We start from the raw sequence: 26,999 nt of genomic DNA, 5'->3' as shown, positions 1-26,999 counted from the left end.
AAAGTAACGATTAGTTACCCCAAATTTCGCTTACATATTCAGGATGATCTACAAACGGATTACGGTTACCTTGATATTGAAATGCTGCATCATTACGATATTGTTCTTTCGGGCTTACTGGATCATTTTCGTTCCAGCGTTTTAACATCGCAATTACCCAAGGTTCAAATACTGCATCTTTACTACCATCTAATACAGCATCTGAGTTTGTAGAGTTAGTTTCCCATGAGCCAATTGTCTCTTCATAACGCGTTGCCATGTAAAAATAAGTTCTGGCTAAATCACCTTTAAATTCATCAATCGGTTCAAATACGGTATCGCCCGTAAAGCCTAGCGTTGTTGTTGCTGCCGTTGGTGAGCCTAATTTACTGCCATTCGATGATGTATAAGTAGCGGTTTCAACTTCACCATACGGGTAGTTACTACGTTTACCATTTACAAAGCCATCTGTTGCAAAAAGATGATGAACATCGCTATACATAGGATAAGCATCGTTAAACCAGCTTTTTGGGAAAGAGTGTTCACGGTTATAACAGTCACCTTCAGCTGAGTAATTACCGCATTGATTACCACCATCATCGGTAGCACCAGGTCTGAAATTGAAACTATCTGATGCAGAAGGGATCTCTGTGTACATATCTAAGATAGTATTATCATTTTCATAATAAGTATCTAATGAGTAAGTAGACATGAAAGTCCATAAATCGCCATAAGTTTTGTTAGTATGACCTTTAATTATATTATAAAGTGCCGTTTTTAATTCAAAATCGGTTTTGCCTTCAGCACTCTGATAATATGCTTTTAGGGCTTCTGGATCATCACCAATACGAGGTGGTGGTAGAAGAGGTGCAGGCTCTACATCTTCACCCGTTTCCATTACGGTTAGGTTATCGATATAGACAATTTCTTCACCATCAAAAGAACCATAATCATAAAAACGCATACCAATTTCGATATTCTTAGTGTCAGTCGCTGCATACTCAAAGCTATAATCTTGCCACTGATTCACTAAGGCAGGATCAGATCGATTATTGTTATAATCCGCGTAATTCCCCCCCATATAAGCGCGTATTTTCATTCCGCCCTCTGTATGATAAATAGACATAGTCATGGTGTAAGTTTTACCACCGACCACATCTAAATTTTGACGGAAATCTTGGTTACTAGTACTCGTAAGCGTAACAATGGCAGAATTTAAATCTGTTTTAACAAAATCAATATTTTGATTTTGAGTGACGGTTATTCCTGAATCAATGGTTGGCCAAGCAGTAGGTGTGCCATCAGCCTCCCAATTTTCAAAACTACCATTAACAGCTACATCGACGCCAGCAGGCGCGGTCACTCCGACAGTTGTGTTACTACTAATTGTTGCCGTTTCATCACTGCTATCACACGCAACCAGCGAGGTAAGTGATAATAGCGCAATGGCTATTTTGGTTTTGTTATTCATATTTAGTTACCTATAAATTTAGCTTAAAGAGGATTGTTAACGATTGACGAATAGCAATCACATCAAATAACTTATTACTGATATCCTAGATCTCAGTAATAAGTGATTACTTGTCTTGTCGTTAAATTAGATAGCCATTTATTACGCTTTAGTACGACGTAAGAAACCTAAACCTAATAGTGATAAAATACCGAAGATACCGAATGAACCGCCCGACTTATCGCTTTCTGGTATGACAATCTTTGGTGTCAATGAATCAGTTTTTGCCACTTCAATTGTTATTGATTGAGTAAACTCAGACATCAATTTACCATCTCGCACCAATGTCATTGTCGCGTTATAAGTGCCTGCATTTATGCCATATACTTCAATATGAGCTAATGATTGGCCATCTGCAGTGATAGCGACTGTAGGAAGTAAAACCTCACTCATATCAACGTCAGATGATAATGATATTTCTGCAGTATCACCCGCTTTTACGGATGTCGCGGCAGGGATACTGTAAGGAATATTGGCTGCACCATTTTCAATAACTAGGTGGAGAAGTTGACCATCACTTACCTCGCCATATTTATATGACATAGACATAATGGCTGGATCGTGATCTGATGAACGATATGCATCGTCTACAACAAAATTAGTAGATCCATTTTCACCTTTTGAAAATACTAGGCCATTTGTCTCATCTAGACGATAAGTGCTGTAATCGTAGTAGACGGATTCAGCTGCATTGATATGCCAGTCTGTTGCATCAATAAGGCGAGACTCTAATGACGGTGTAATTAAGATATGGTCAAGAGAACCAATTGAATCATCGTATGCATAACTCCAGCTAACTTCTCCACGTTCCTCATCTTTTTTACCTACTGCACTAATGTAGCCATACGTTTTTTCAACGACGACTGGGTCACCTGACTTACTAAACTGAGGTGTCTTACCGATGAAAGTATCACGTGCTGTTTTGATCACTTTATTAGTTGTATTTTTAGTCAGAACTAAAATAGGATCTTCTTTTGCGTATGAATTCATATCGCCAATTACGACACGATCACCACCGATTTTCTCTAATTCGTCACCGAGTTGTACTGCCGCGGCAACACGGAAATTCTCACATTGTCCCTGAAAATCTAAATCAGGTGCATCATCGTTACCGTCATCATTTGTATACTGGCCAGCGCTGTTAAATTGATCTGCGCTGAAGTCAACACCTGCCCAATCTTCGTGGCAAGTCGAACCTTTAGATTTAAAATGATTTACTGCAACTGTCAATTTTTTACCAGTTTGGTTTACTACAAACGTTGCTGTCACTGTATCTCGTTGGTAATTATCACCACTTTCTAATACCAGACCTTTTTGGTCGATTACTGCATTACCATTCTCATCACGAGTTACTGGCGCATGCTGTTGTGGCATAGGGATGATCTTAGTACTTTTGATACTGACTTTTGATGGACGATAGATAATACCGGATGTGATAACATCAGAACCAATAGAATCTAGTTCATCCAATACGGTATCATCATTTGAATCGAAGCCAATAAATACATACTTATTAACATATGACTCTGGATCATTTTTATCTTCAGGTCTAGGATTGTAATATTTAGCATTTATGGCATCTACAAATTCAGCAATGGTGCCGGTATCTGAGAAACCATTATTTTCTATTTCCATCAAGCCAACAATATCAGCATCTAAGCCATAAACAGCTTCTACTAGTTTGGCTTTTTGGTGTAAATATTCGAGCTCTGTATTGGCACCACGATTTCCGCCATGCAAGTTATCAGCTCCGCCAAATGGAGAGTTGAATAAATTCAATACATTTTGAGTCGCAATTTTGATGGCAAAATGTCCATCTTCTACCGTTGTACTAAGCGTTGGGTTTACTGGTCGCTCAGTTCGGTCGAAGTTGGAACTATCCACTTCTTTTGTTACAAGGAGTTTATAGCCAAATTCACTTTCTACGATTTTACCTTGTATCGTTATAATTTTATCATTAATACGGATAGCGTTATTGGCGGCATCCGTATGAAATGTTGGGTAATAAGCTATTTCACCATCGTCAACTGATGAAGCGCTGTCAATGATGAGCGTGTTATTTTTGTTCTCATTTTCTTGATTTACAGCGAAAGAACTTCCTGCAGTAAATTCCTGATTTGGTTGAATATTTACACGTTTGTAGGCTGCGCTCATGTTATTACTGTAGCCGTTGACGTTAAATCCAAAACTACGCGTGATCACTAAACCTTGATCACCTGCTTCATTAGGGTCAATATCAGCGCTAATGATGACTTCTACATCAACATAGCGTGCAAGCATTGCTTTAAATGAACCTTCATCGGCAGGTATCATTTCTAATGCTACAGCACTGATTGGTGCTTGATATGCTGAATATGTCGCTGTTCCTAGGTCATCAAAGCTATCTGTCGCAAATCCTTCCCACTCTGTTTGCACAAATGTTGATGATTGAACAGGTGTTAAGTCACCGTCTAATAGTCTACGACGATAAGTGATATTGGCACCCCAATCACTGTTTTCACCAATAACATCAAGAACCGTACCGGCAGTAGTATCAACAAGAGATACGGTATCATCTCCGTTAAAATTTAAACTATTGTGACCTTGTTCAGCAAAGCTTGCCGTTCTAACACCTGTTACGCCACTTGCTGTAATGGCATCTGTTAACGTACTGTCTGCACTACCGTTATAGATAACAACTGTTGCTCCTGCTGCAATTGTAACGCCTTCTAATACATTGGCTCCTGCCGCATCTCGAACTTGGTTGCTAAACGAACTATATTGCAGTTCGATATTACTTGGAAAGGTATAACTATCAGGACCTGTATTGGTAAGTTCAATGGCTTTATTGTTACTAGTACCTTCGACATATTCGCTGATAATAATATCATTAATGCTCGCCTGTGCGCCTGCGGATAATACACTGCCGATGGCGAGTGCTAATAATTTCTTTTTCATGGTATTACCTTAAATTTGTTTAACTGTTTCTCGTATCTAAACGACAGGAATATTAGAAATAAACACGGGCGTAAGCGTAAGCATCTTGTGCCGCTTCGCCGAAATTGCCTTCAATAGCAAAAATAACGGAACTTGACGGTCGGAAGTTCACACCAACAGTGCTCCAAGTACGTTCGTCGCCCCAAGAGTATGGTGTTGTGTCGTATTCAATATTTTTGATTGCCCATTTTTCATATTCTTCGTAGTTATAAGAACCAGTTAATTCCCATTTAGGCGTAAATTTGTAACTTGCAGATACTAATGCACCTTTATTTCTTAGAGTTTGGTAGTCATTGTATATTTTTACGTCATCATTAATATTTGATGAATTATTAATAACTGTTGTTGATTCTTGTGCTTTATCTTCATCTTCGATATAACCATTAACGCCCAGAGTGATTGCGTCGGTTACGTTTACACGCATACCAAAACCAACTAATTGTTGCTCACCGTATTTAGATTCACCGTTCGAACCTGCACGTTGTTCAACACCTACAACCGCTGATACGATGTTACCAAAGTAACCGATATAACCATTAACGACATCACCCAACGGTGCACCTGATGATGATTCTGCTTGATATGAATAAGAAGTACCTAATTTAATGTTCCAGATCTTACCTTCATACTTGATGGTATTCGCCTGATCACCGGCTTCACCAGTTTCTACTGTGGAATCAAATGTTAAGTCACCATGTTTATCATAATCGTCAAAGGCGGTATCGGTGATACCCACTTCAATAGCATGGTTTTCAGTGATGTTATAACCGACAAACATCTTATCGATGCTCAGTACCATATCGCCTGAACCTCCAACCCAGTTCTCACGTTCATAATCTAGTTCAAGGCGATAGTAAACTTCTTGGTAATTACCTTTCACACCCAGAGTGGCAAAGCTATCGTCGATGTAGCTTCTTTCCAATTCGTTGCCGTAACCTTGTTCATTGTCAGCAATAGGAGATTGATAAAATTCGCCGTATTCGTAGTTAGGACCAAAATGGCCACCAACACCGACTTCGCCGTAGAGTTTAAGGGTGTCGCCATTGTTGTTATCATAGATGGTTGCGGCTTGGGCTGCTGCGCCTACAAATAATGTAGAGACTGCTAGGGCAAGAGCTGTTTTCTTTAACATTGTTGTTATACCTCGTTTAAGGTTTGCCGCACATTATTGTGCGGCTATTATTTTTATTGTTTTTTTATTGTTTTTTTATTGTTTTTTTATTGTTGTTTTATTGCAGCTTACAGATAAGTTATTTCATTTTTTGGTGCAAAATCAGCGACATTGATCGGTGAGTTTGCTTCGATGTATTCTTTCAGTACTTCTGCATCTACATAGCCAGTGTTGACAAACGCTGAGTGTGTAGTGATTTTTGGATAACCGTCACCGCCCGCCGCATTAAACGATGGAATAGTGAAACGATAGGTTTTCTTTAGGTCGATAGCGTTACCCGCAATGACCACATTAGATACCTGGCCGTTTGCAACTGTCATCGAGATATTGGCGAATTGTGCGAACGCACCTGAATCTTTGGTCTTCGTGCCGACTACATTTAAGTAATCCATCACTTCAGCACCTGACATATCGACATAAGTCACGATGTTGCCAAATGGCTGTACGGTTAGTACGTCTTTATAAGTGATTGTGCCTGCTTCAATTGACGCACGTACCCCACCTGAATTCATGACACCGAAGTCTGCTTTTGCACGTTGCATATGCGCTGTTGCGATCAAGCGACCAAGGTTGGTTTGGTTGTTACGTACAACGTTACGGTCACCTTGTAATAGACCATCAGACTGACCAATCTTGATGTTTAATGCTGCTTGGCCTTTTTCTTGGAAGGGTTTTAGTTTTGCGAATACGGCCGGATCTTGGGCGATTTCATCTTGGATTAATACGCGTTTTCTCTTACCATCAACTTTGATTTTTTTCTTTAAGTTAACTGGAATAAGGTTGTATGACTGCAGTGTAAACTCACCATTGATAAAGGTGTAATCAGCACGGCCTACGTATTTCCCCCATTCATGTGCTTGCACGATATAAGTACCATTTTGCACGTCAGGTGCACAGTCGTGACCGGGTTTGAATTTCGCATATTCAGCACCCTCCATACACACTGGTTCTTGTGAGTGGCCACCCACGATCATGTCTAAATCGCCTTCATCTAAGTAACGAGCCAGTTGCACATCACCCGGTGCATTGGAGCCGTTGTCACCGTTAAGGTAATGACCCATATGCGTTGCCGCAATGATCACATCTGGATTTTCAGTTGCTTTCAATTCAGCGATGATTGCTTTGGCTTCAACTTTTGGATCGCGGAATTCTAATTCACCGATAAATTCAGGATTACCGATCTTGGCTGTATCTTCAGTCGTTAGGCCGATAACCGCAATCTTGATACCGTCTTTGTTAAAGATTTTGTAAGCGTCGAACATGCGCTTGCCATCTTTATAGATATTCGCAGAGATGAAGGGGAAGTTTGCCCAACCTTCTTGTTTGGCTAATACGTCTAGTGAATTATCGAATTCATGGTTACCTAATGTCATCGCATCGTAACCAATCATATTCATGCCGATGAAATCGGGTTCCGCATCTTGTAGATCTGATTCAGGCACTCCGGTATTAATATCACCACCCGATAACAGCAGTACCGAACCGCCTTCGGCTTTTACCTCGGCGCGGATGTTATTGATTAATGTAGCGCGCGCAGCCATACCGCGTTCACCGTATTTATTTTGCCAGAAGTTACCGTGGTTATCGTTAGTATGCAGAATGGTCAGATTGTATGCTTTATCTTGGATCCAATCATGGCTAGAAATTGTACTATCTAATTGGTCAATATTTGAACTGGAACAACCAGTTGCAATTGCCAGTGCTAACGTGGTTAAAGCGAGGTTTTTATAAGTCATAGTTTTACGCCTAAAAATATTAATTACTGTAGAAATACAAGCCTTCAAGATTAAATTGAAGATAAGGTTTATGTAGCTTCATTGCTGATGCCACGAATGCCGACAATCGTTACCATTACCGACACTCCAATCAATCTGACTGTTGTCGATGGTTAATGTAGGGGAAACAACTATACATCAATGTTTTAAATAGCCAAGTTCGTAGCAGGTTAAATTCTAAAACTGTGATTTAGAGCGATTGCTTCATCATTTTATTTAAAAAAAATAAAACATTCGTCAAATATTTTGTACACAAAGTTAAATTGAAATGTGTCATTTTATTGTGATTAAAGTCTTTTATTACAATGTATTGTGTACAAGATTTGGTTTAACCTGCTTTTCTGCCTACTTCCCTTGTAACTTCCTGTTAACTCAAGCGCAACATTCAGGTGTGTGATTTCATTTTCCAATGCTCTTTATTTATGTGTTTTTAGAGTGAGTTCAAAGGATTTTGTATTAGCATAATGTGCTGTTTTGGTTTTTTGTGTTTAAACGTGTAACTGGCGCTTTTTAGATGGGGGTAAATGATTTTTATAATTGTTGGGGGTACTGCTTATTTATCTTTAATATGAATAATTAATTTTATGTTTTGGTTGGTCGGTAGGTTAGCTTGAATTTATTTCACCTCTGACATGCACTTTGTAAGTTAATGTAAATTATTGATTATTATATATTTTTATTGTTTTGGTTGTTTTTTGTACATCTAGTGAATAGGCCGCTGGTTCTGCTTTAAAATCAAACGTTCACTGAAAACCATTTAAATCAAACGCTTAATTAGATGTCGATTTTTAATGGATAAAAGAGATGTTAAGAAATCTTTTATCAACAATGACTTACTTTAAAAACACTCATGTACAGTTAAATCGTTTGATGGTTGCTCATAATGCAGTTAATTCGACCTGTGATCACATTTTGTAATATTTACTGCTGTGTTTGTGACAGATTTATTGAACTTTTAATAATTCTAGTTAGAATCCGCACAATATAAATAGAGCGCTGACTCATACAGAGCTGTGCACCATAACAATGGAAGTAATGATGAAAAACATTAAAAATGCAGCATTAGCTGCAACAACGCTTGCTGCTATCTCTTGCAACGCATTCGCGGCTGATTATTCTGATGATATCCACAAGAATGATTACAAATGGTCACAGTTCAACTTAATGTATGCTGTTGGTGAAAAGCCAAGCGGTGAAGATAACCTGAAACATGATTATTTAGAGATGGAATTTGGCGGCCGTTCAGGGGTTGTTGATCTATACGGTTATGTTGATGTATTTAATCTTACAAACTCACGCTCTAGTAACTCAGATAAAAATAGCGGTGACAAAATCTACATGAAGTTTGCTCCGCGTTTCTCTCTTGATGGTATGACAGGTAAAGATCTATCTTTCGGTCCTGTACAAGAAGTTTATGTTGCTACTCAATTTAACTGGGGTGGTGGCGACATCAGCAGCTCAGATACAACTAATAATGCTTTCGTTGGTCTAGGTTCTGATGTGATGGTGCCTTGGTTTGGTAAAGTAGGTGTGAATCTTTATGGTTTATACGATATGAATGCTAAAGACTGGAACGGTTACCAATTCTCGATGAACTGGTTCAAGCCTTTTGTTAACTTTGACAATGGTAGCTTTATTTCTTACCAAGGTTATATTGATTACCAATTCGGCGCGACTGATAAAGGTAATGCAGGTGTACCTAAAGTAAGTAGTGGTGGTGTTATGTTTAATGGTATCTACTGGCACTCAGAGCGTTACTCTGTGGGTTATGGCCTTAAAGCATATAACGACGTTTACACTATTGACGATGGAGCTGGTAGCGTAGGTCTTAAATCTACAGGCTTTGCACATTACTTCGCTGCATCTTACAAATTCTAAGAACCTAATCTTAGACTAATTTGTGGAGTCACGTTTAGCGTGGCTCCACGTTCCCTTCAAGTTATAGCTTTCCTCGTACTACTCTCTCATTAACTTCTCAATCGCACCTTATTATCAATTCTATGTTTTCCTATTTCACTGTTATATAACAGTAACCTTCTTTCTGTCGTATCGGTTTTTAACCCCTCTAGAGCCATTTTCATCACTTGATCTATAATTATGTGTTAATTGCATTTAGCTCAATAAAATCAGATTTAGCAGTACTGCATTTATTGATAACGTCTATACATAACATAATGGTTGTGAGGTTGATTGATGAATCCTATCTATAAATTATTACTGTCGAGTGCTGCGTTAGCCACTTTATCAAGTACGGCAATTGCGGCTGATTATAGCGATGGACTACATAAGAATGACTATAAATGGATGCAGTTTAATATTATGTATTCAATTAATGAAAAACCAAGCATTGCAGATAATTTGGATCATGATTATTTAGAACTGGAATTTGGTGGTCGCTCTGGCATTGTCGATTTGTATGGTTATGTTGACGTATTTAATTTAGCGAATTCAGATTCGAGTGACTCGGATAAAACCGATGGGGCGAGTAAGATATTCATGAAACTTTCGCCGCGTTTTTCACTGGATGCCATGACCGGGAAAGATCTGTCTTTTGGTCCTGTGCAAGAAGTTTATATCGCGACGTTATTTAATTGGGGTGGTGGTGGCATTACTGGGGTTGATGGCGATGGTAATTCAATTAGTGGTGATGTAAATAATTCATTCTGGGGCTTAGGCAGTGATGTCATGGTGCCTTGGTTTGGTAAGGTCGGAATGAACTTGTATGGCTTATATGATCTGAATATCAAAGACTGGAATGGTTATCAGTTTTCAATGAACTGGTTTAAACCGTTTGTGACTTTCGATGATAACAGTTTTATTGCTTATCAGGGTTATGTTGATTATCAGTTTGGTGCCGATGCCAATGATGCTGTATTTGTGCCAACGACGGCACATGGTGGGGTGATGTTTAACGGAATTTACTGGCACTCAGACCGTTACTCGCTTGGTTATGGAATGAAGATTTATAACGATGTATATACTGTCAAAGATGGCGCTGGTGTACTCGAGTTAGAGTCTACCGGTTTTTCCCATTATTTTGCTGCGATATATAAGTTCTAGGTTTGCGTTTGGATATATACCCAAGCTACTTCAAGATGCACAATCAGCAAACCGAAAGAAGAGTATATTCAAGGCATGAAGTCGAGGATTTAGTTATTCTAAATCAAGACTTCATAACGCCGAAGATGCCTTCATTCGGATTGCCCTGCTAGTCTCTGATATAGCATCTTGAAGTAACTTGGGTATACCTAAAGAGCTAGGGATCATCTAGCTCTCATTATAGTTTTGGAGATTGAGCAAGCAGCTTGCTGGAAGGTCGCGTTCAGGCGTGCTGCGGGGTGGTTTTAAAACTAACAAACCAGGCTGTTAGCTGTGTCATCGCGTAACCTAGTAGGGCACCCAGTAGCAGCGGCAGTATAATAGGTATCACGTCACCAGCCATGGCAAAGGTAATGCAACAGCCGATGAAGGCACCGGGGATAAACGCCAGTTTGGCATAGCTGGCTTGCAAGCACATGGCGCTGGTCACAATGCCTGTGAGCAGATAACCTAGTAATGGAGTATCGACAAAACCACTGCCGGTGATAGCTAACCAGGCCCAGAACACCCCTGACAGCGTCGTGAACCAAGTCATTAATACTCCTTGAAATCCGGATTTTGGCTGTGCAAAATAAGTGCTGCAACCTAAAAAACCTATCCATGTAACCAGATGAAACGTATCGGCTATACCACACCACAGTGCAGCAAGTAGACCTGCGGAAATTGCTACTTGGTAACGATCTTTCATGTTTTACTCTAATAAATACTAATAATTTTAGTGATTAAATTACAGTATAAGTAAGAATAAAACCATGAAGCCTGTCGTAAATGCGATATTAAAATCTGCATTCTAATAAAATACTCAGTGGAATATAATGTACTGTACTGTACTGTACTGTACTGTGATTTATAAATACTGCTGCCAGTGCTTTAAATTTGAGCATTTATTGTCAAAGTAGAGCGTACAATTTTTTAACGCTATTTTATTTTATTCTTCATTTAACCAGCTCTATTACTTTTGATATAAGCGTTTTTCTTCGTAAAAATAACCTCCCCATTTCAAATGAAAGAAATTTCACTCGTTCTTAGAGCTAACTCGCATTTTTATACTTCAGTACTAGAATTATCCTTATTTTTAGCTATATTCAAGCCATCGAAACGTTTGCGCAAACGTTTCGATGGCGTTAACATGAATTATATTGAAGATTCAGATTTAGTTATTTTCACCTTGTAAGGCGTGAACCATGAAGAAAAATGCACTTATCAACGCAGACTTATCCTATTTAGTTGCAACACTTGGCCATACCAACGAGATCACCATTTGTGATGCTGGTTTACCGGTTCCAGATTCAACGCAGCGTATCGATCTTGCGCTTATTCCGGGTGTACCGACATTCATCGCCACGGTTAAAGCGATTCTTGGCGAGATGCAAATTGAAGGCATCGTATTAGCGGAAGAGTTTGCTTCGGTTAGCCCTGAGTTACATACCGCCTTACTTGATGTGATCGCCAATGAAGAACAACTAACAAGTAAAACCATTGCAATCACCTATATTAGCCATGAAGATTTTAAGCAAAGAACGCAGCAGAGCAAAGCCGTTGTGCGCACGGGTGAATGTACACCTTATGCCAACGTGATTTTCCAATCTGGCGTGGTGTTTTAATTCAGTTGTTTTAAAGCCAACACGGTATTGATTGACCGAAACGTAATAGCAGCTATTTATGCGGAATAAAGTAGGAACTGACATGACGCAAGCAATTTTAAAACTCAGTGGTATCGAAAAATCATTTCCTGGTGTGAAAGCACTGGATAATGCTTGTTTGAATGTATACCCAGGTAAAGTAATGGCATTACTGGGCGAAAATGGTGCCGGTAAGTCGACGCTGATGAAGGTACTTACGGGTATCTATCAAATGGACAAAGGTAATATTAACTATCAAGGTAGTGATGTTAGTTTTGATGGTCCGCGTCATTCGCAAGAGATGGGCATTAGTATTATTCATCAAGAACTAAACTTGATCCCTGAGTTAACGATTGCTGAAAATATCTATTTAGGCCGTGAAAAAACCAATGCGTTTGGCGGTATTAAATGGGCTGAGATGTATCGTGATGCTGATGTATTGCTACAGCGTTTAAATGTAAAGCACAGTTCGCGTCAGTTACTGGGTGAGCTCAGTTTAGGTGAACAGCAAATGGTTGAAATTGCCAAAGCGCTGTCATTTAAGTCACAAGTGATTGTGATGGATGAACCAACAGATGCATTGACAGAAAGTGAAACTAAATCATTATTTAAAGTGATTAACGAACTGCGCAATGATGGTTGCGGTATCGTTTATATCTCGCACCGTTTAAAAGAGATCTTCGAGATCTGCGATGATATTACCGTACTGCGTGATGGCCAATTTATTGCCGAAATTGCGGTGACGGACATCGATGAAGATGGCCTGATTGAGAAAATGGTGGGTCGTCGTTTAGATGAAATTTATCCACGTATTGATGCGAAGCATGGCACGACCTGCATGGAAGTTGAAAATATTGTGGCACCGGGTGTGCATGATGTCAGTTTCAAATTAGACCATGGTGAAATATTAGGTATCTCGGGCTTAATGGGCGCTGGCCGTACTGAATTAATGAAAGCTATTTATGGGGCATTACCTCGTGAATCAGGTGATGTGATCTTAGACGGTAAGCTTGTTAGCCCAGTAACCCCACGCGACGGCTTGGCCAATGGTATTGCCTATATTTCTGAAGATCGTAAAGGTGATGGGCTAGTCCTTGGTTTGTCGGTAAAAGAAAATATGTCTTTGTGCGCATTAGATTATCTGTCTAAAGGTGTGCAATTAGATCACGCGAAAGAAGCGACCGCAGTCGAAGATTTTATGCGTCAGTTTAATATTAAAACCCCAAGTCGCGATCAGATTATTGGTAACTTATCTGGTGGTAATCAGCAGAAAGTGGCGATTGCCAAAGGTTTAATGACCCGCCCTAAAGTCCTTATTTTAGATGAGCCCACCCGCGGTGTTGATGTTGGTGCTAAAAAAGAAATCTACCAGTTAATCAATCAATTTAAAGCAGAAGGCATGAGTATCATCCTAGTGTCATCAGAAATGCCAGAAGTACTGGGCATGAGTGATCGCATTTTAGTGATGCACGAAGGCCGTATCAGCGGTGAGTTTATGGCTGAACATGCTAACCAAGAAAAACTGATGGCGTGTGCTGTTGGCAAAAAAATCAATGAGGCAGGGCTATGAGCCAGAACCAGACAGTTAATAAAAATTCCAATAACCATTCGAACAACAATGTGACCGGTGATGTTATGACGAAAACTTTAACCCGAAAATATTTCACGAAAGAGTGGTTGTTTGAACAAAAATCATTAATTGCCTTAATTTTGCTGATTGTGGTGGTGTCTTTCTTAAATCCGCACTTTTTCACAATGGGCAATATTTTAAACATATTACGTCAAACATCGGTGAGCGCGATCATTGCAGTGGGCATGACCTTAGTGATCTTAACCGGTGGTATTGATTTAGGTGTTGGTTCGGTATTAGCCCTATGTGGTGCCTTTGCTGCGTCCTTAATCGCAATGGAAGTGTCAGTGATGATAGCCGTACCTGTGGCATTATTTGCGGGGGCTGCATTAGGTGCAATGAGCGGTATGATTATTGCCATAGGTAAGGTACAAGCCTTTATTGCGACGCTGGTGACCATGACATTATTGCGTGGTGTGACTATGGTATATACCGACGGTCGTCCAATCTCAACTGGTTTTACGGATGTTGCCGATAGTTTCTCATGGATCGGTACGGGTTATTTATTAGGTGTGCCAGTACCAGTCTGGCTAATGGTTATTGTTTTTGCTTCGGTATGGTACTTACTTAATCATACCCGTTTTGGTCGTTATGTTTATGCCCTTGGTGGTAACGAAGCTGCGACACGTTTATCGGGTATTAACGTCGATAAAGTGAAGATTGGTGTTTATGCAATCTGTGGTGTACTGGCTGCTCTAGCCGGCCTGATTGTGACCTCTCGTCTCTCATCTGCGCAACCAACCGCGGGTATGGGGTATGAGTTAGATGCGATTGCAGCAGTCGTCGTCGGCGGTACCAGCCTTGCGGGTGGTAAAGGTCGAATTATGGGCACGCTGATCGGAGCATTAATTATCGGCTTCCTCAACAACGCATTAAATCTATTGGATGTATCTTCATACTTCCAAATGATTGCTAAAGCTGTGGTGATCTTACTGGCAGTATTAGTTGAAACGAAAAAGAAATAAAGAAATAAAGAAAGAGAAGAATAACAACAATAAAACTAGCGATAAATAGTCGTAATAAAAAGCCTGTGAACCTCAATACCCTATCTGAGGCAGCAGAATTAACGTAAAAGAAGGTATATGTAATGAAAAAATTAGCAACCTTGATCTCTGCCGCTGTCGTTTCAGCATCTTTCAGTGCAACCGTTATGGCGCAAGATACGATTGCAATGGTGGTGTCGACGTTAAACAACCCTTTCTTTGTCACCATGAAAGAAGGTGCAGAAGCGAAAGCAAAAACCTTAGGTTATAAGCTAATTGTGCTGGATTCACAAAACGATCCAAGTAAAGAATTAGCGAACATTGAAGATTTGACAGTTCGTGGTGTAAAAGCAATCTTAATCAACCCAACCGATTCCGATGCTGTATCGAACGCTATCCGTATGGCTAACCGCGCTAATATTCCAGTGATCACATTAGACCGTGGTGCGAGCCGCGGTAAAGTAGTGAGCCACATTGCGTCTGATAACGTTGCTGGTGGCGAAATGGCAGGCAAATATATTAGTGACACCATTGGCGCTAATGCAAAAGTTATCCAACTAGAAGGCATTGCGGGTACATCTGCGGCACGTGAACGTGGTCAAGGCTTCATGCAGGCTGTTGCTAGCAATAAAATGAATCTGCTTGCGAGTCAACCCGCTGATTTTGATCGAACTAAAGGTCTTAACGTAATGGAAAACATGCTTGCTGCTAACCCAGACGTACAAGCTGTATTCGCGCAAAATGATGAAATGGCATTAGGTGCATTACGTGCCGTTCAAGCATCAGGTAAAGACGTATTAATCGTTGGCTTTGATGGTACTAAAGACGGTATTGCTGCAGTTAATCGCGGTATCTTAGGCGCTACAATTGCACAACAACCAGCGCTAATTGGTGCACTTGGTGTTGAAACTGCTGACAAAGTACTTAAAGGTCTGTCTGTAGAGAAAAGCATCGCGGTACCACTACAAGTTATTACTAAGTCATAATGTTCGGAAGGGAATAGCGTTAACCGTTATTCCCTTTGCTCCTATCAATTCAATATTGAAAAATATGACTTAATCGCATCTGTGGACAATGTCGTTTTATTAAGAGTGTGTCATTAAGTCATGTTTTATTCTCTCCAGTTACAAAGTATTAAGGCTTCTTTATGAATAAATTAGTTGTGTTAGGTAGCGTTAACGCTGATCATGTTTTACAAGTTGCTTCTTTTCCGCGTCCAGGCGAAACTTTACTCGGGCATAGTTATGCTGTGATCCCAGGCGGTAAAGGGGCTAATCAAGCCGTTGCCGCTGCACGTTTAGGTGCTGATATTGCGTTTATTGCCTGTGTGGGTGATGACAGTTTTGGTGCTAGTATGATCACCGAGTTTGATCTTGATGGTATCAATACCCAAGCCGTGATGGTGGAACAAGATACTCCAACAGGTATCGCGATGATCCAAGTAGCGGCAACCGGTGAAAACAGCATTTGTATTTCGGCAGAAGCCAATGCCTGCTTAACGCCTGAACGCCTTGCACCACATAGCAAGTTAATTGAACAAGCTGATACACTGTTAATGCAATTAGAAACGCCGATTACAACGATTACGCAAGCGGCTAAAATAGCGAATCAAGCGGGTACGCGTGTGGTATTAAATCCAGCGCCTGCACAGCCATTAAGTGATGAACTATTAGCTGTTGTTGATTTGATCACCCCCAATGAAACCGAAGCGGAATTATTAACGGGCATTAAAGTGACTGACATGGCGTCAGCGCAAGTAGCGGCTAATGCATTACATGCTAAAGGTATTAGTGAGGTGATGATCACGTTAGGTAGCCAAGGCGTATGGATCAGCCAGGCTGGCACTGGTAAGCAAGTAAAAGGTTTCCGTGTTGACGCGGTTGATACGACAGCTGCAGGTGATACCTTCAATGGTGGTTTACTCGCAGGGTTACAAGCAGGATTAGTACTCGATGATGCTATCCGTTTTGCCCATGCTGCCGCGGCCATTTCAGTAACACGTGTCGGTGCACAAACATCGATTCCAACGAAAGCGGAAGTGGATGAATTTTTAGCGTTACAAGGTTAACGCGGCCAACAGGCAGTGGAGAGCTCTTTATATAATCACTGCCTTATTTTCACAATAAACGATGATGGACAAGATTAGCTGATGGCAACAATTAAAGACGTAGCAAAACATGCCGGTGTATCAACGTCAACGGTGAGTCATGTATTAAACAAAACTCGTTATGTGAGTGACGATGTGTCTGCGCGCGTAAAAGCGGCTGTTGACGAGTTACGTTACGCACCGTCGGCATTAGCACGTAGCCTTAAAGTCCAGAGTACCAAAACCTTTGGTATGCTAGTAACAACCTCAACCAATCCGTTTTTTGCTGAAGTATTAAAAGGCGTTGAACGTCGTTGTTATGAACATGGTTATAACCTTATTCTATGTAATACCGAAGGTGATGTCGCCCGTATGCATGCTAATCTTGATATCTTATTACAAAAGCGTGTTGATGGCTTAATGTTGATGTGCAGTGAAGTTGAAAGCCAAGGCTTTAATCTATTTGAACGTCACAAACCGGTACCAACAGTGGTGATGGATTGGGGCCCAACCAATTTTCCTTGTGATAAGATCAAAGATAATTCTCATCGCGGTGGTTATATGGCAACACAGCATTTAATTGCGAAAGGGCATACCGAGATTGGTTGTATTACCGGTGCATTAGATAAGCTAACCGCACAACAACGTTTTGCTGGTTTTACCCAAGCAATGGAAGAAGCGGGCTTAGATATTAATCCGAAGTGGGTGACCGCGGGTAACTTTGAATGCGAAGGTGGCGAAAAAGCCTTTGCTGAAATGGTTGCTAACGGCCCATTGCCATCCGCCTTATTTGTCTGTAACGACATGATGGCAATGAGCGTGATCAACAGCGCCAGTAAAAAGGGTATCTCAGTACCAGAAGACCTGTCTATTATCGGTTATGATGACATTAAATTGGCAAAATATATTACCCCGTCATTAACCACTATTCACCAGCCTAAGCACCGTTTAGGCAAAAAGGCGGTAGACATGTTACTTGAACAAATTAACTCGAAGACTGAAAGCAACCAGATCATCGAATTAGAGCCGACCTTAGTGGAGCGCGATAGCGTGAAAGCATTGAATTAGTAGATAGCGACTATTTTTTATCGTAGCATTTAATATCGTCCACTCCTCATTATAAAAGTTAATCAGTTCTGGTTAACTTTTTCACACCCTAGTCAAAACCACTGTATTTAATGACACCTCGGTTTATTGTGCTTTAAAATACAACTATTCATCACTTAATTTAAAAAAATATATCGTTTAAGAATTATTTTTAAAATTCGATATATTGCTCCACATTTGCAGACGGTAAGATGCATCATCAATTTGCAACGAAATGTAACATTGCGACATATCTCACGTAAGCTTACGAAAAAATGTGTTCAATGCTATTTGGTATATTGATGTCATTACCGCATTAAAGGCGGTGTCTACATTTAAATAGTATGAGGTCATGTATGAGATGTTGTAAAACGGGAAAGATGATAAAAATAAATCGCACATGGTTTCAAAAATGGTTTTATAGCAGTAGTTATAAATGTAATAGCTGCGGCAAGTTTAAAAAAATAAAACATAGCTAAAATATTGTTATTGATTATTTTAGAGGGTCTATTGAAATGGATGTTCAATTGACCAAATCCCATTATCTCCTTCATTATTTTTAAGTGCATTTTATGCATTAAGCCTACTTATTTATTCTTCCAAGTTAACTTACTCATAATGAGTCCAAGACACGTTGCTCATATGAAATACTTATTAATCTCCTGTGCTTCTACATGATAATGTATTGATTTAATATAATTAACTTGTGGATTAGTTTATGCAATCAAAATATATCGGATTATTGTTTATCGCATTACAGTCTTTTTCATCATTATCTTACGCCAAAGCCGAGGACTTCTTTCGTCTTAGTGGTGGCGGGTTATTGATTAGTGGTATTGAAATGCAACATTCAGAGGTGATGATAATGATCAATAAAGAGAAATCATCGAAACGAATTGGACGTAATCACTATATTTTGCATGCGTCTGTTGGTGGTGAATTCGATGTGCAGTTCAAATTTAGCCGCGGGAAGTTAATAGCCATTGTTGCAAAGCAGTTAGGGCGAGCTTATCAGCATTAATTAAGACACTGGCTGTAATCAAAGTAAATTAGAGTAAAGAGAATGTACTGTTATTATATATTTTATTAATATTTATAATAACATATAGCGTAAATCTTGGTTTAATCTGCGATTTAGATTATTTAGCTATCAGCTTCACTAAAAATGGAAATGTTCATGAACAAAATAAATAAAGCATTATCTCTTACACTGGCTACACTCGTATCTATGCCTGTTCTTGCTGAAAACATCAACACTGACGATTTTTCTTTTGGTGGACGTATTGAAGCAAGGGCTGCGCTTACTGATAGTGATTTTAATGATAAATCGCGTGTTCGTTTAAATGGCCAAGGTAAGCATGAAATTAATGATGCTTTAACAGCTGTTGGTAAATTCGAGTATGAATTAACACAAGAAGACTCTTCATCGGATACGACAGTTAAAAATAATATTCGTTACGGATACGTTGGTGTTGAGACTGCTTACGGTACATTAACATACGGTACTCAAGATAATGCTGTTACATATCTAACTAACTTCACTGATGTGGCTGAAGTTTATAGCGGCGAGACAAACAAAGGCATTACTGCGAGTGGTGACAGAGCAGAAGATACGATCCTTTATAGTGTGATAAAAGGCGATTTAACATTTAATGCTTCAGTTAATCTAAAAGAGACTGAAAATGGCGGCGGCCTGATGGTTGCTTATAAATTGCTTCCAAGTGTTGAATTAAGTGCAGGTTATGCCGCAACTGAAACTGCTGTGGGCGCATCTGAATCATCAGATGTATACATGATCGGTGCACGTTATACTAACGGTGGTATTTTAGTTTCAGGCCTAGTACAAAAAGGTACTTTAGCTGATGCTGACTTTGATGCCGTTGATGCATTCGCATCTTATGGATTTGGTGAAAATACAGTAAGTGTTTCATATAACTACTTAAGTGCTGATGAGCCAAGCGTTGGCGATGTTAACTTTGTTGCATTTGAATATGGTCGTTATATTGGTGACATCGCAGCGTATGCTGGTTATAAAGTTGCACTTAACAACGATACTACTGCTGGTGCTGACTATAATAGTAGCAACGCAGATGAATTCATCGTCGGTGCGCGTTACTCTTTCTAATTCTGACTCATTCAATGCAATGATTCATTGAAATCGATCTACTACTGAGCAGCGCGTGACCAAGAGTTCGCGTTCGCTACTTCTGTCGGTTTCTTAGTCTTTACCGTAGAATAAAGTAATATATCCTTTATATAAATCCCGCTTATTTGCAGTAAGCGGGATTTTTTTGATCGTTAAATATAAGTACTAGGGTAAATCCCACTGTTATCTGTACTGTTGTAATACATCCAATAAGTACGCTGAAGGTTACTGCCAACGAATTCAACTTAACTGCATCCTGTAGCACCAGAATATTCCCGCCATTCATCATAAAATAGCTCGCAAGCGTATGGCGTAACACATTGCTCATTTGCCCTTTGGGTAATTCAAATACTGTGCGTTCTACCACTTTGTGAAATGTTTAAATTAGCGAATAACGATTTTTACTAGCATTTAAGCTCAGGACCGAATCTGTCCTATTTATAAACGTTAATCAGTTATGGTTAATTTCATGTTGCACTAGTTGATATATTTATATATTTACGCCTACCTATAAAGTATAATGCGTGGTTTAAGTGGTTGAATATTATGATTCTTTTAGCCGATTTGTATAATTTTATAAAGAATGAGCTGTTCGAATTTAGTATTGATGCTCAGTCGAGCGTTCATCGTGCATTGGATATCTGTGGTATAGAGGAAACATTATGAGATGTTGTAAAAACGCGAGACTGGCTAAAATAAGTCGCACATGGTATCAAAAACTGTTTTATAGCAGTATTTATAAATGTAATTGTTGTGGTGAGTTAAAAAAAATAAAAAACAGCTAAAATATTATCGTTAGTCACTAGTTTAGAAATCTATTGAAATGGATGTTCAATTGACGTAATCCCTCCAAAACAGAAGGATCGTGACTGCGAATTGGCCGTGATTTACGTAATGGTCATATTTTTCATGTTATAACCTACATCCAATAAGAACGCGGCTTCGGCATAAAGTCGATGGCGTCCGACATGTTTTTCAGTTCACCACTTAGTTCTTCTGTTTTTGGTTCTTCTAATTTATTGCCCTTTGCGTCAACCACATCACTTGTATGTATTTGTGGCTCGTCAAAGTCATCAACGCTAATTGGTTGAACTTCTGTGGCATCTTCAATCGCTGCGGGTGCTAAAGCTTGAATAGTGCTTGTCGGTTGGTTGATTGGCAGGTTGTAATTGGTGCTACAACCTTGATTCAACAGACAGATAAATATGATTAATGGTATATATCTCATGCTCACCCCATACAGGTATTATTATTTATTAAAGACTTGTTGTATTCGCAATGACTTACTCTGTTTGGGTTTTTAGCAGCGTCATTACAGCCATGAATTGTGTAATGGCAAGCAGACCATTCTTGTCTGGTTTTTTTTCTTCAGTTTTTTGACCAATTATAGAGGGTTCATCACTTTTTGAGTCATTCGGGGTCGTGAGGCAACCTTGAAGTGACAGACAAAGAACTATCATTAAAACTATTTTATTCATTACCACTCCATAGATTTACGCTTAAAAAACAAGCTTTTACCTGTTTTTGTTGAATTTTGGATAAAGAAAAGCCCATTGAATCAAACTATTCAATGGGCTGCGACATTTAGGAAGAATGCCGTTCTAAGTACAGATTGGTGGAGTCGGGGGGAGTTGAACCCCCGTCCGAAAAACCTACATCCGCGGTACTACATGTTTAGTCATCTCTATTAATTTAACTTTTTATTAAGCCGAGTGACAGGCCGAACAAAAGCGTGCTCGATTGTGTTTAGTGCTTTCTCTACGAGCGAAGAGTCCACACGATCCTGATATTTAATGACCATACAATATTAGAGACCCTCAGGCAGGGTTCTAAATGATGGCTAGCTAGCCTAAGCTGCTAGAGAGTAGTTAGAGTCGTTTGCAACTATAACAGTGCGGCTTTTTACGAGGCCAACCGCCCCTCGACATGCACCTAGGGTTTCGTGAATCTCGTCGAATCCTAAATCGACCCCAGAACTAAAATTCTACGCCATTAGTGTAGAATTGCAACACATTAACGCACTTTGTGCTTCATCATACGTTCTTTGTCTATTTTCCATTCACGATCTTTCACATCTGAACGTTTATCGTGCTCTTTTTTACCTTTGGCAAGACCAATGTTGACTTTAACCCATGCCTGTTTCCAGTACATAGATGTTGCCACAATCGTATAACCTTGGCGTTCAACTTTACTTGCAAGCACTTCTAATTCACGCTTGTTTAATAACAGCTTACGAATTCGAGTTGGATTACAAACAACATGGGTTGACGCAGTATCAAGTGGCATGATCTGCGCACCAGACATAAATGCTTCACCGTTTTTAATAAACACATAACATTCGGTAATGTTTACTTTACCGGCGCGTAATGATTTAACTTCCCAACCTTGGAGTTCTAATCCTGCTTCTAAGCGATCTTCGATTTTATATTCGAAACTAGCCGTTTTATTTCTCGCGATGGTGTTTTCGCTTTTTTTTGGTTTTTTCTTAGCCATAATTTATCTTTATGCACCCATCATTGACGGAATTTAATGTTATAAATCTTATAACAAAATCGAATTTTATCCTAGTACTAGTCTTACTTTGCGCGGAATAACAAATGAATTTTATGCAGATAAATGCTAAAATTGCCTACTTATTACTACTGGCGGAAAGATATTGAGCTATTAGTAAGCGATTTAATTTTTTGATTGTTGTTTTCAATATAGGGACTTGTATGCCACGGATAACGCGCAGCGCACTGTTAATGTATAGCGCTGACCAAATGTTTAATTTAGTCAACGATGTTAATGCATACCCAGATTTTTTACCCGGTTGTACTGGTACACGCATTTTAGATGAACATGATAATCAAATGACAGCGGCTGTTGTTGTTGCTAAAGCTGGTATCAGCAAAACATTCACCACCAAGAATACCTTGATACCCGGGCAAGAAGTCAAAATGGACCTAGTTGATGGGCCGTTTAAAAAATTGACGGGTGGTTGGACGTTTAAAGCGTTAGATGAAACCGCATGTAAAGTAACCTTGGATTTAGATTTTGTATTTAGCAGTAAATTAGTGGAAGTTGCGTTTGGGCGTATTTTCACTGACTTAGTGAATAACATGGTGCAATCTTTTACCGAGCGTGCGAAAGAGGTTTATGGTGTCGACCAAAATTAATGTTGAAGTGATTTATGCCTTACCGAAAGAACAAATTACCTTCACGGTAAGTGTAGAACAAGGTGCAACTGCGCAGCAAGCGATTGAAGCATCGGGGATATTAGCTAAATACCCGGAAATAGAACTGAATAAGAACAAATTAGGCATCTACAGCCGTTTAATCAAACTTGATACTGTGCTGCAAGCCGGTGAACGGGTTGAAATATACCGACCGTTAATTGCCGATCCAAAAGAGATGCGTAAACGCCGAGCGCTGAAAGCCAAAGAAGAAGGGCGACTGCATGAAAAGACAGGTCAAAAAATAAAGTAATGCTATAGGCATAATAAAAATCACAATCTAGTGCAGGTTGTGATTTTTATTATCTAACATTGTCGATTAGATTGATCTCTCGATCTTGCTTTATCTTTCTAGCGGCGTTGCAAAGTTCGGATTTAGTGGGTAATCACCAACCACAGTTTTCAAGTTATCACCTGCAAACGTTAATACCAGCTGTTTCGTTGTTACTTCGCCTCGGCCCGTCTTGAAATGATACAAATAATTCCACATATCATGGTCGAACGAATCAACTAACATTGGGCTGCCAAGTACAAACGTTACTTGTTCTTTAGTCATATCCACACGTAATTTGTCTACTTGGCGATCTTCAACATAGTTACCTTGTGGGATATCAATTTTATAAACCATTTTTTCTAGAATTGAGCAGCCTGATAAACTAAAGATAGCCAAGCCTGCAATAAGTAAGTGTTTTAAGCGCATAAGTATTTTGCTAATTAAGTCCATATAGAAAGGTAAATAATAACTCGGCTGGCGAGCGAAGTAAATCGGTGTATTTCGCCGACTTACTTAACGATACGCTGATTAGAAGGTAAAAGCAGGCTTTAGTTCCCTGCGTTATGGCGATTGTGAGAGGTTAAACTAACATTTCGGCAGCGTTATTTAGGGTTGATGCTGTGATCTTATCGCCACCGAGTAACCGTGCTAACTCTGCAATACGCATTTCCTTCGTTAAGGCTTTCATGCTGGTTTCGGTGGTTTTGCCGTCGGTGGTTTTACTCACAAACATTTGCTGATGTCCTTTTGATGCCACTTGCGGTAAATGGGTGACACACATGACTTGGGTTTTATCGCCTAATTGGCGTAATAGCTTGCCGACAATAGATGCTGTTTTCCCCGAGATACCCACATCCACTTCATCAAAAATTAACGTCGGGGTTGAGATCTTTTGTGCGGTGATCACTTGGATTGCTAAGCTGATACGTGATAGTTCACCACCCGATGCGACTTTACCCAGTGCTTGTAAGGGCTGTCCTGGGTTGGTTGATACCAAGAAGTCAATATTGTCTAAACCTTGTGGGTTAGGGGTTTTATGTTCACTGCTTTCAAGGACCATCTTAAAACAACCGTTCTCCATGCTCAGTTCATGCATACTGGCGGTGATCAGTTTGTTTAACTGTTTGGCGTATTTTTGGCGGCTAAGCGATAGCTTTTCTGCTTGTTGATGATACTTGGCTTGTGATGCTTGTAATTCAATTTTAATGCTGTCGATACGTTCATCATCACCGGCGATATTGCCGAGTTCTGCTTTTAACATGTGATGATGTGTTGCTAAATGGTCTGCTGGTACTTGATGCTTACGGGCGAGTTCGAGGGCTTTACCTAAACGCTCATCTAAGTATTCAAATTGTTGCGGATCACGGTCAAGGTTATCGGTATAGCTGCGTAGCTCGTTACCGGCTTCTTCAACCAGTACCACAGCATCTTGTAAAGTGTCGGTGATCGATTTTAATTTCGGATCCATGTCGAGCAAATTTTCTAAACGATGGGTAACGACTTGCAACATGTTGCAGATAGCATTGTCTTCGTTTTCATACAGGGTATCGACACAGCTCATACATTCTTGTACTAACTCTGTGCTGTTTGCTAACAGCTTGTGTTCTGCTTCTATCTGACTGTACTCACCGTCAGCAAGGGCAAATTCGTCAAGTTCGGATACTTGATATTGTAATAACTGCTGTCTCGCCGCACGTTGTTGTTGATTTTGTAGTAGTTTTTTTTCTTCATTAGATAAATTGTGCCAAGTGCGGTAACTATCACGTACGTTGGTTTGTAATTTTTGATGACTGGCATAGCCATCCAGGATCGCTAATTGTATTTCAGGCTTTAGCAAGGCTTGGTGTGCGTGCTGGCCGTGTACTTGTACCAAAAATTGCGACAGGGATTTAAGCTGCTGTAATGGCACTGGTATACCATTGATATAACCTTTAGAGCGACCTTCTGCGGTGATAACACGTCGCAGGATACATTCATCTTCATTATTTAATTCGTGCTCGACTAACCATTTATAAGCGAGAGAACTTGCTTCGACGGTAAAGATCGCGCTTATTTCTGCTTTCTTTTCACCGGGACGAACGGTACTGGCATCAGCACGAGAGCCTAAAGCAAGACCCAATGCATCGATAGCAATGGATTTACCGGCACCTGTTTCACCCGTGACTGTGGTCATTCCCGATTTCAGTTCAAGTTCTAGAAATTTAACGATAGCAAAATTATGAATAGTGAGTTGCGTTAGCATACGTATCCTGTTTATTTTATCAGCCTGGTTTTATATACAGTATATATGTGCGAGCTGGTCAGTGTAAATACTTTGCGTTTAGTTGCGTGGTTTATTTTTAATTTGTGATCTAGATTGGCTGAATATTGTGATGAGGGTTGATAAGGCTTAACGGCGAGTTAAGCCTTTATAGTGCTGCGCTCAGACTAAAATAATTTACTGCCCCAGCCTAACTTTTCACGTAAAACGTTAAAGTAATCATAGCTTTTTGGATGGATCAAATGCAGGTGGTTTTTATCACGTTTGATGATTATTTCATCTCCAGGCAATACGCCTATGTGGACATGACCATCACAACTGACCATCATATTTTCTTCATTGTTTAGCGAAACAACCAATCTCACTGTACTATTTGCACTTATTACGATAGGGCGACTAGATAGTGTATGGGGGAACATCGCCATTAAGGAAATTGCTTCTAAATTTGGCGATACAATGGGACCACCTGCAGACAATGAGTAAGCAGTTGAACCTGTTGGCGTTGAGACGAGTAGGCCATCGGCACGTTGACTGAGCATAAAGCTATCATCGATATACACTTCAAACTCAATCATTGCTGGGATCTTACCCGGGTGTAAGATGGTTTCATTAAATGCTAGGTTGGTGGCTTTTAACATGCCGTAGCGGTAAATCGAGGTATTTAATAAAATACGTTTTTCCGAAATGTATTCGCCCTTGAGTACGCCTAATAAGTGTTCATCAAAAGCTTCGGGGTCGAGATCGGTTAAAAAGCCTAAATTACCTCGGTTAACGCCGATTACCGCGATATCAAAGCGTGATAATACCCGACCAGCGCCCAGCATATTACCGTCGCCCCCGACAACCACTGCCAGATCAGCTTCTTCACCTAAATTCATCAGTGGACGAGATATGACACCTTCCATGCCAAGATCTTGAGATACGCGACTATCAACTATCACGTTGTATTGATGTTTGGTCAAAAAATTGTGTAGGGCAATAAGGGTTTTGGTTGTTTCTGGATGCTTGGGCTTTCCGATTAACCCGATAGTTTTGAACTCTCTCTTCATTGCCTTGATTCCACTAAGTAAGTATAGGTTTAGTATATACTCAAGCGAGTTCAAGATTCAAAGTATAAACGCGATATATATGGCGCTTAGTAAGTCATTTAACTTCTATTTTTGGCACTATTTTGCGTTAGAGAATAA

General features: G+C 39.8%; 23 protein-coding genes and 1 other RNA gene. 12 read left to right on the top strand and 12 right to left on the bottom strand.

Annotated features, from left to right (window positions below; all coding sequences use genetic code 11):
* Positions 1-10: 10 nt before the first annotated feature.
* From PE36_RS08885 to ushA, 4 genes are all read right to left on the bottom strand, one after another.
* A complete protein-coding gene (locus PE36_RS08885; protein WP_006031667.1) occupies positions 11-1,450 on the bottom strand; it encodes an endonuclease in 1,440 nt (479 codons plus the stop codon).
* Positions 1,451-1,591: 141 nt separating this feature from the next.
* Positions 1,592-4,426: an ExeM/NucH family extracellular endonuclease gene (locus PE36_RS08880; RefSeq protein ID WP_006031666.1), complete on the bottom strand. Its 2,835-nt coding sequence runs from the start codon at positions 4,424-4,426 to the stop codon at positions 1,592-1,594.
* 52 nt (positions 4,427-4,478) lie between these two features.
* The gene (locus PE36_RS08875; RefSeq protein WP_006031665.1) at positions 4,479-5,597 is read right to left on the bottom strand and encodes a porin; all 1,119 of its coding nucleotides are present in this window, start codon (positions 5,595-5,597) and stop codon (positions 4,479-4,481) included.
* A gap of 107 nt (positions 5,598-5,704) precedes the next feature.
* Complete coding sequence (gene ushA, locus PE36_RS08870) at positions 5,705-7,372, bottom strand: bifunctional UDP-sugar hydrolase/5'-nucleotidase UshA (RefSeq protein ID WP_006031664.1); 1,668 nt, start codon at positions 7,370-7,372, stop codon at positions 5,705-5,707.
* A 1,077-nt stretch (positions 7,373-8,449) separates the two neighbouring features.
* On the opposite strand from ushA, the gene PE36_RS08865 reads away from it, so the two are divergent.
* Together PE36_RS08865 and PE36_RS08860 are read left to right on the top strand one after the other, a co-directional pair.
* Positions 8,450-9,289 carry an outer membrane protein OmpK gene (locus tag PE36_RS08865; RefSeq protein WP_043994373.1) on the top strand — a complete coding sequence of 280 codons (840 nt, stop codon included), beginning with the start codon at positions 8,450-8,452 and terminating at the stop codon, positions 9,287-9,289.
* 315 nt (positions 9,290-9,604) lie between these two features.
* Positions 9,605-10,471, top strand: coding sequence for an outer membrane protein OmpK (locus tag PE36_RS08860; protein WP_006031662.1), 867 nt, complete (start codon positions 9,605-9,607; stop codon positions 10,469-10,471).
* 262 nt (positions 10,472-10,733) lie between these two features.
* Here the strand turns inward: PE36_RS08860 and PE36_RS08855 are convergent, their stop codons facing one another.
* On the bottom strand, positions 10,734-11,198 hold the full coding sequence (locus PE36_RS08855; RefSeq protein WP_006031661.1) for a DUF1097 domain-containing protein: 465 nt from the start codon (positions 11,196-11,198) through the stop codon (positions 10,734-10,736).
* Positions 11,199-11,694: 496 nt separating this feature from the next.
* Here PE36_RS08855 and rbsD point away from each other — a divergent pair, with 496 nt between their 5' ends.
* The 8 genes from rbsD (at position 11,695) to PE36_RS08810 (ending at position 20,042) form a co-directional block, all read left to right on the top strand.
* Positions 11,695-12,114: a D-ribose pyranase gene (gene rbsD, locus PE36_RS08850; protein ID WP_006031660.1), complete on the top strand. Its 420-nt coding sequence runs from the start codon at positions 11,695-11,697 to the stop codon at positions 12,112-12,114.
* Positions 12,115-12,196: 82 nt separating this feature from the next.
* Positions 12,197-13,702 carry a ribose ABC transporter ATP-binding protein RbsA gene (rbsA, locus tag PE36_RS08845; protein ID WP_006031659.1) on the top strand — a complete coding sequence of 502 codons (1,506 nt, stop codon included), beginning with the start codon at positions 12,197-12,199 and terminating at the stop codon, positions 13,700-13,702.
* Between the two features lie 65 nt (positions 13,703-13,767).
* Positions 13,768-14,727, top strand: a complete 960-nt coding sequence (rbsC, locus tag PE36_RS08840; protein ID WP_085983533.1) for a ribose ABC transporter permease — start codon at positions 13,768-13,770, stop codon at positions 14,725-14,727.
* 122 nt (positions 14,728-14,849) lie between these two features.
* Entirely contained in the window at positions 14,850-15,731 is an 882-nt protein-coding gene (gene rbsB / locus PE36_RS08835) for a ribose ABC transporter substrate-binding protein RbsB (protein ID WP_006031657.1), read from the top strand.
* Between the two features lie 161 nt (positions 15,732-15,892).
* The gene (rbsK, locus tag PE36_RS08830; RefSeq protein ID WP_006031656.1) at positions 15,893-16,813 is read left to right on the top strand and encodes a ribokinase; all 921 of its coding nucleotides are present in this window, start codon (positions 15,893-15,895) and stop codon (positions 16,811-16,813) included.
* Positions 16,814-16,894: 81 nt separating this feature from the next.
* On the top strand, positions 16,895-17,899 hold the full coding sequence (locus tag PE36_RS08825) for a substrate-binding domain-containing protein (protein ID WP_006031655.1): 1,005 nt from the start codon (positions 16,895-16,897) through the stop codon (positions 17,897-17,899).
* Positions 17,900-18,635: 736 nt separating this feature from the next.
* On the top strand, positions 18,636-18,938 hold the full coding sequence (locus tag PE36_RS08815; RefSeq protein ID WP_006031653.1) for a hypothetical protein: 303 nt from the start codon (positions 18,636-18,638) through the stop codon (positions 18,936-18,938).
* 156 nt (positions 18,939-19,094) lie between these two features.
* On the top strand, positions 19,095-20,042 hold the full coding sequence (locus PE36_RS08810) for a porin (protein ID WP_043994372.1): 948 nt from the start codon (positions 19,095-19,097) through the stop codon (positions 20,040-20,042).
* A gap of 940 nt (positions 20,043-20,982) precedes the next feature.
* On the opposite strand, the gene PE36_RS08805 is transcribed toward PE36_RS08810, so the two are convergent.
* The 4 genes from PE36_RS08805 to smpB form a co-directional block, all read right to left on the bottom strand.
* Positions 20,983-21,291 carry a hypothetical protein gene (locus PE36_RS08805; protein ID WP_006031650.1) on the bottom strand — a complete coding sequence of 103 codons (309 nt, stop codon included), beginning with the start codon at positions 21,289-21,291 and terminating at the stop codon, positions 20,983-20,985.
* Between the two features lie 55 nt (positions 21,292-21,346).
* Positions 21,347-21,541: a hypothetical protein gene (locus tag PE36_RS08800; RefSeq protein ID WP_006031649.1), complete on the bottom strand. Its 195-nt coding sequence runs from the start codon at positions 21,539-21,541 to the stop codon at positions 21,347-21,349.
* A 135-nt stretch (positions 21,542-21,676) separates the two neighbouring features.
* Positions 21,677-22,035, bottom strand: a transfer-messenger RNA (tmRNA) gene (gene ssrA, locus PE36_RS23980).
* A 41-nt stretch (positions 22,036-22,076) separates the two neighbouring features.
* Positions 22,077-22,556 (bottom strand): SsrA-binding protein SmpB, encoded by a 480-nt coding sequence (gene smpB, locus PE36_RS08795; protein ID WP_006031648.1) that lies wholly within the window; start codon positions 22,554-22,556, stop codon positions 22,077-22,079.
* Between the two features lie 221 nt (positions 22,557-22,777).
* Here smpB and PE36_RS08790 point away from each other — a divergent pair, with 221 nt between their 5' ends.
* Complete coding sequence (locus tag PE36_RS08790) at positions 22,778-23,221, top strand: SRPBCC family protein (protein WP_006031647.1); 444 nt, start codon at positions 22,778-22,780, stop codon at positions 23,219-23,221.
* Complete coding sequence (locus PE36_RS08785) at positions 23,202-23,531, top strand: RnfH family protein (protein WP_006031646.1); 330 nt, start codon at positions 23,202-23,204, stop codon at positions 23,529-23,531. The genes PE36_RS08790 and PE36_RS08785 overlap by 20 nt, the downstream gene beginning before the upstream one ends.
* Positions 23,532-23,621: 90 nt before the next feature.
* Here PE36_RS08785 and PE36_RS08780 read toward each other — a convergent pair whose 3' ends face one another.
* The 3 genes from PE36_RS08780 to nadK all read right to left on the bottom strand — a co-directional run bounded on the left by PE36_RS08780 (position 23,622) and on the right by nadK (position 26,861).
* On the bottom strand, positions 23,622-23,978 hold the full coding sequence (locus PE36_RS08780; RefSeq protein ID WP_043994370.1) for an outer membrane protein assembly factor BamE: 357 nt from the start codon (positions 23,976-23,978) through the stop codon (positions 23,622-23,624).
* A 154-nt stretch (positions 23,979-24,132) separates the two neighbouring features.
* Positions 24,133-25,794: a DNA repair protein RecN gene (gene recN, locus PE36_RS08775; RefSeq protein WP_006031644.1), complete on the bottom strand. Its 1,662-nt coding sequence runs from the start codon at positions 25,792-25,794 to the stop codon at positions 24,133-24,135.
* A 185-nt stretch (positions 25,795-25,979) separates the two neighbouring features.
* Complete coding sequence (gene nadK / locus PE36_RS08770; protein ID WP_006031643.1) at positions 25,980-26,861, bottom strand: NAD(+) kinase; 882 nt, start codon at positions 26,859-26,861, stop codon at positions 25,980-25,982.
* Between the last annotated feature and the right edge of the window lie 138 nt (positions 26,862-26,999).

The sequence above is a fragment of the Moritella sp. PE36 genome, assembly GCF_000170855.1.
Taxonomy (GTDB): Bacteria; Pseudomonadota; Gammaproteobacteria; order Enterobacterales; family Moritellaceae; genus Moritella.
This window is presented reverse-complemented; position numbering and strand designations above follow the sequence as displayed.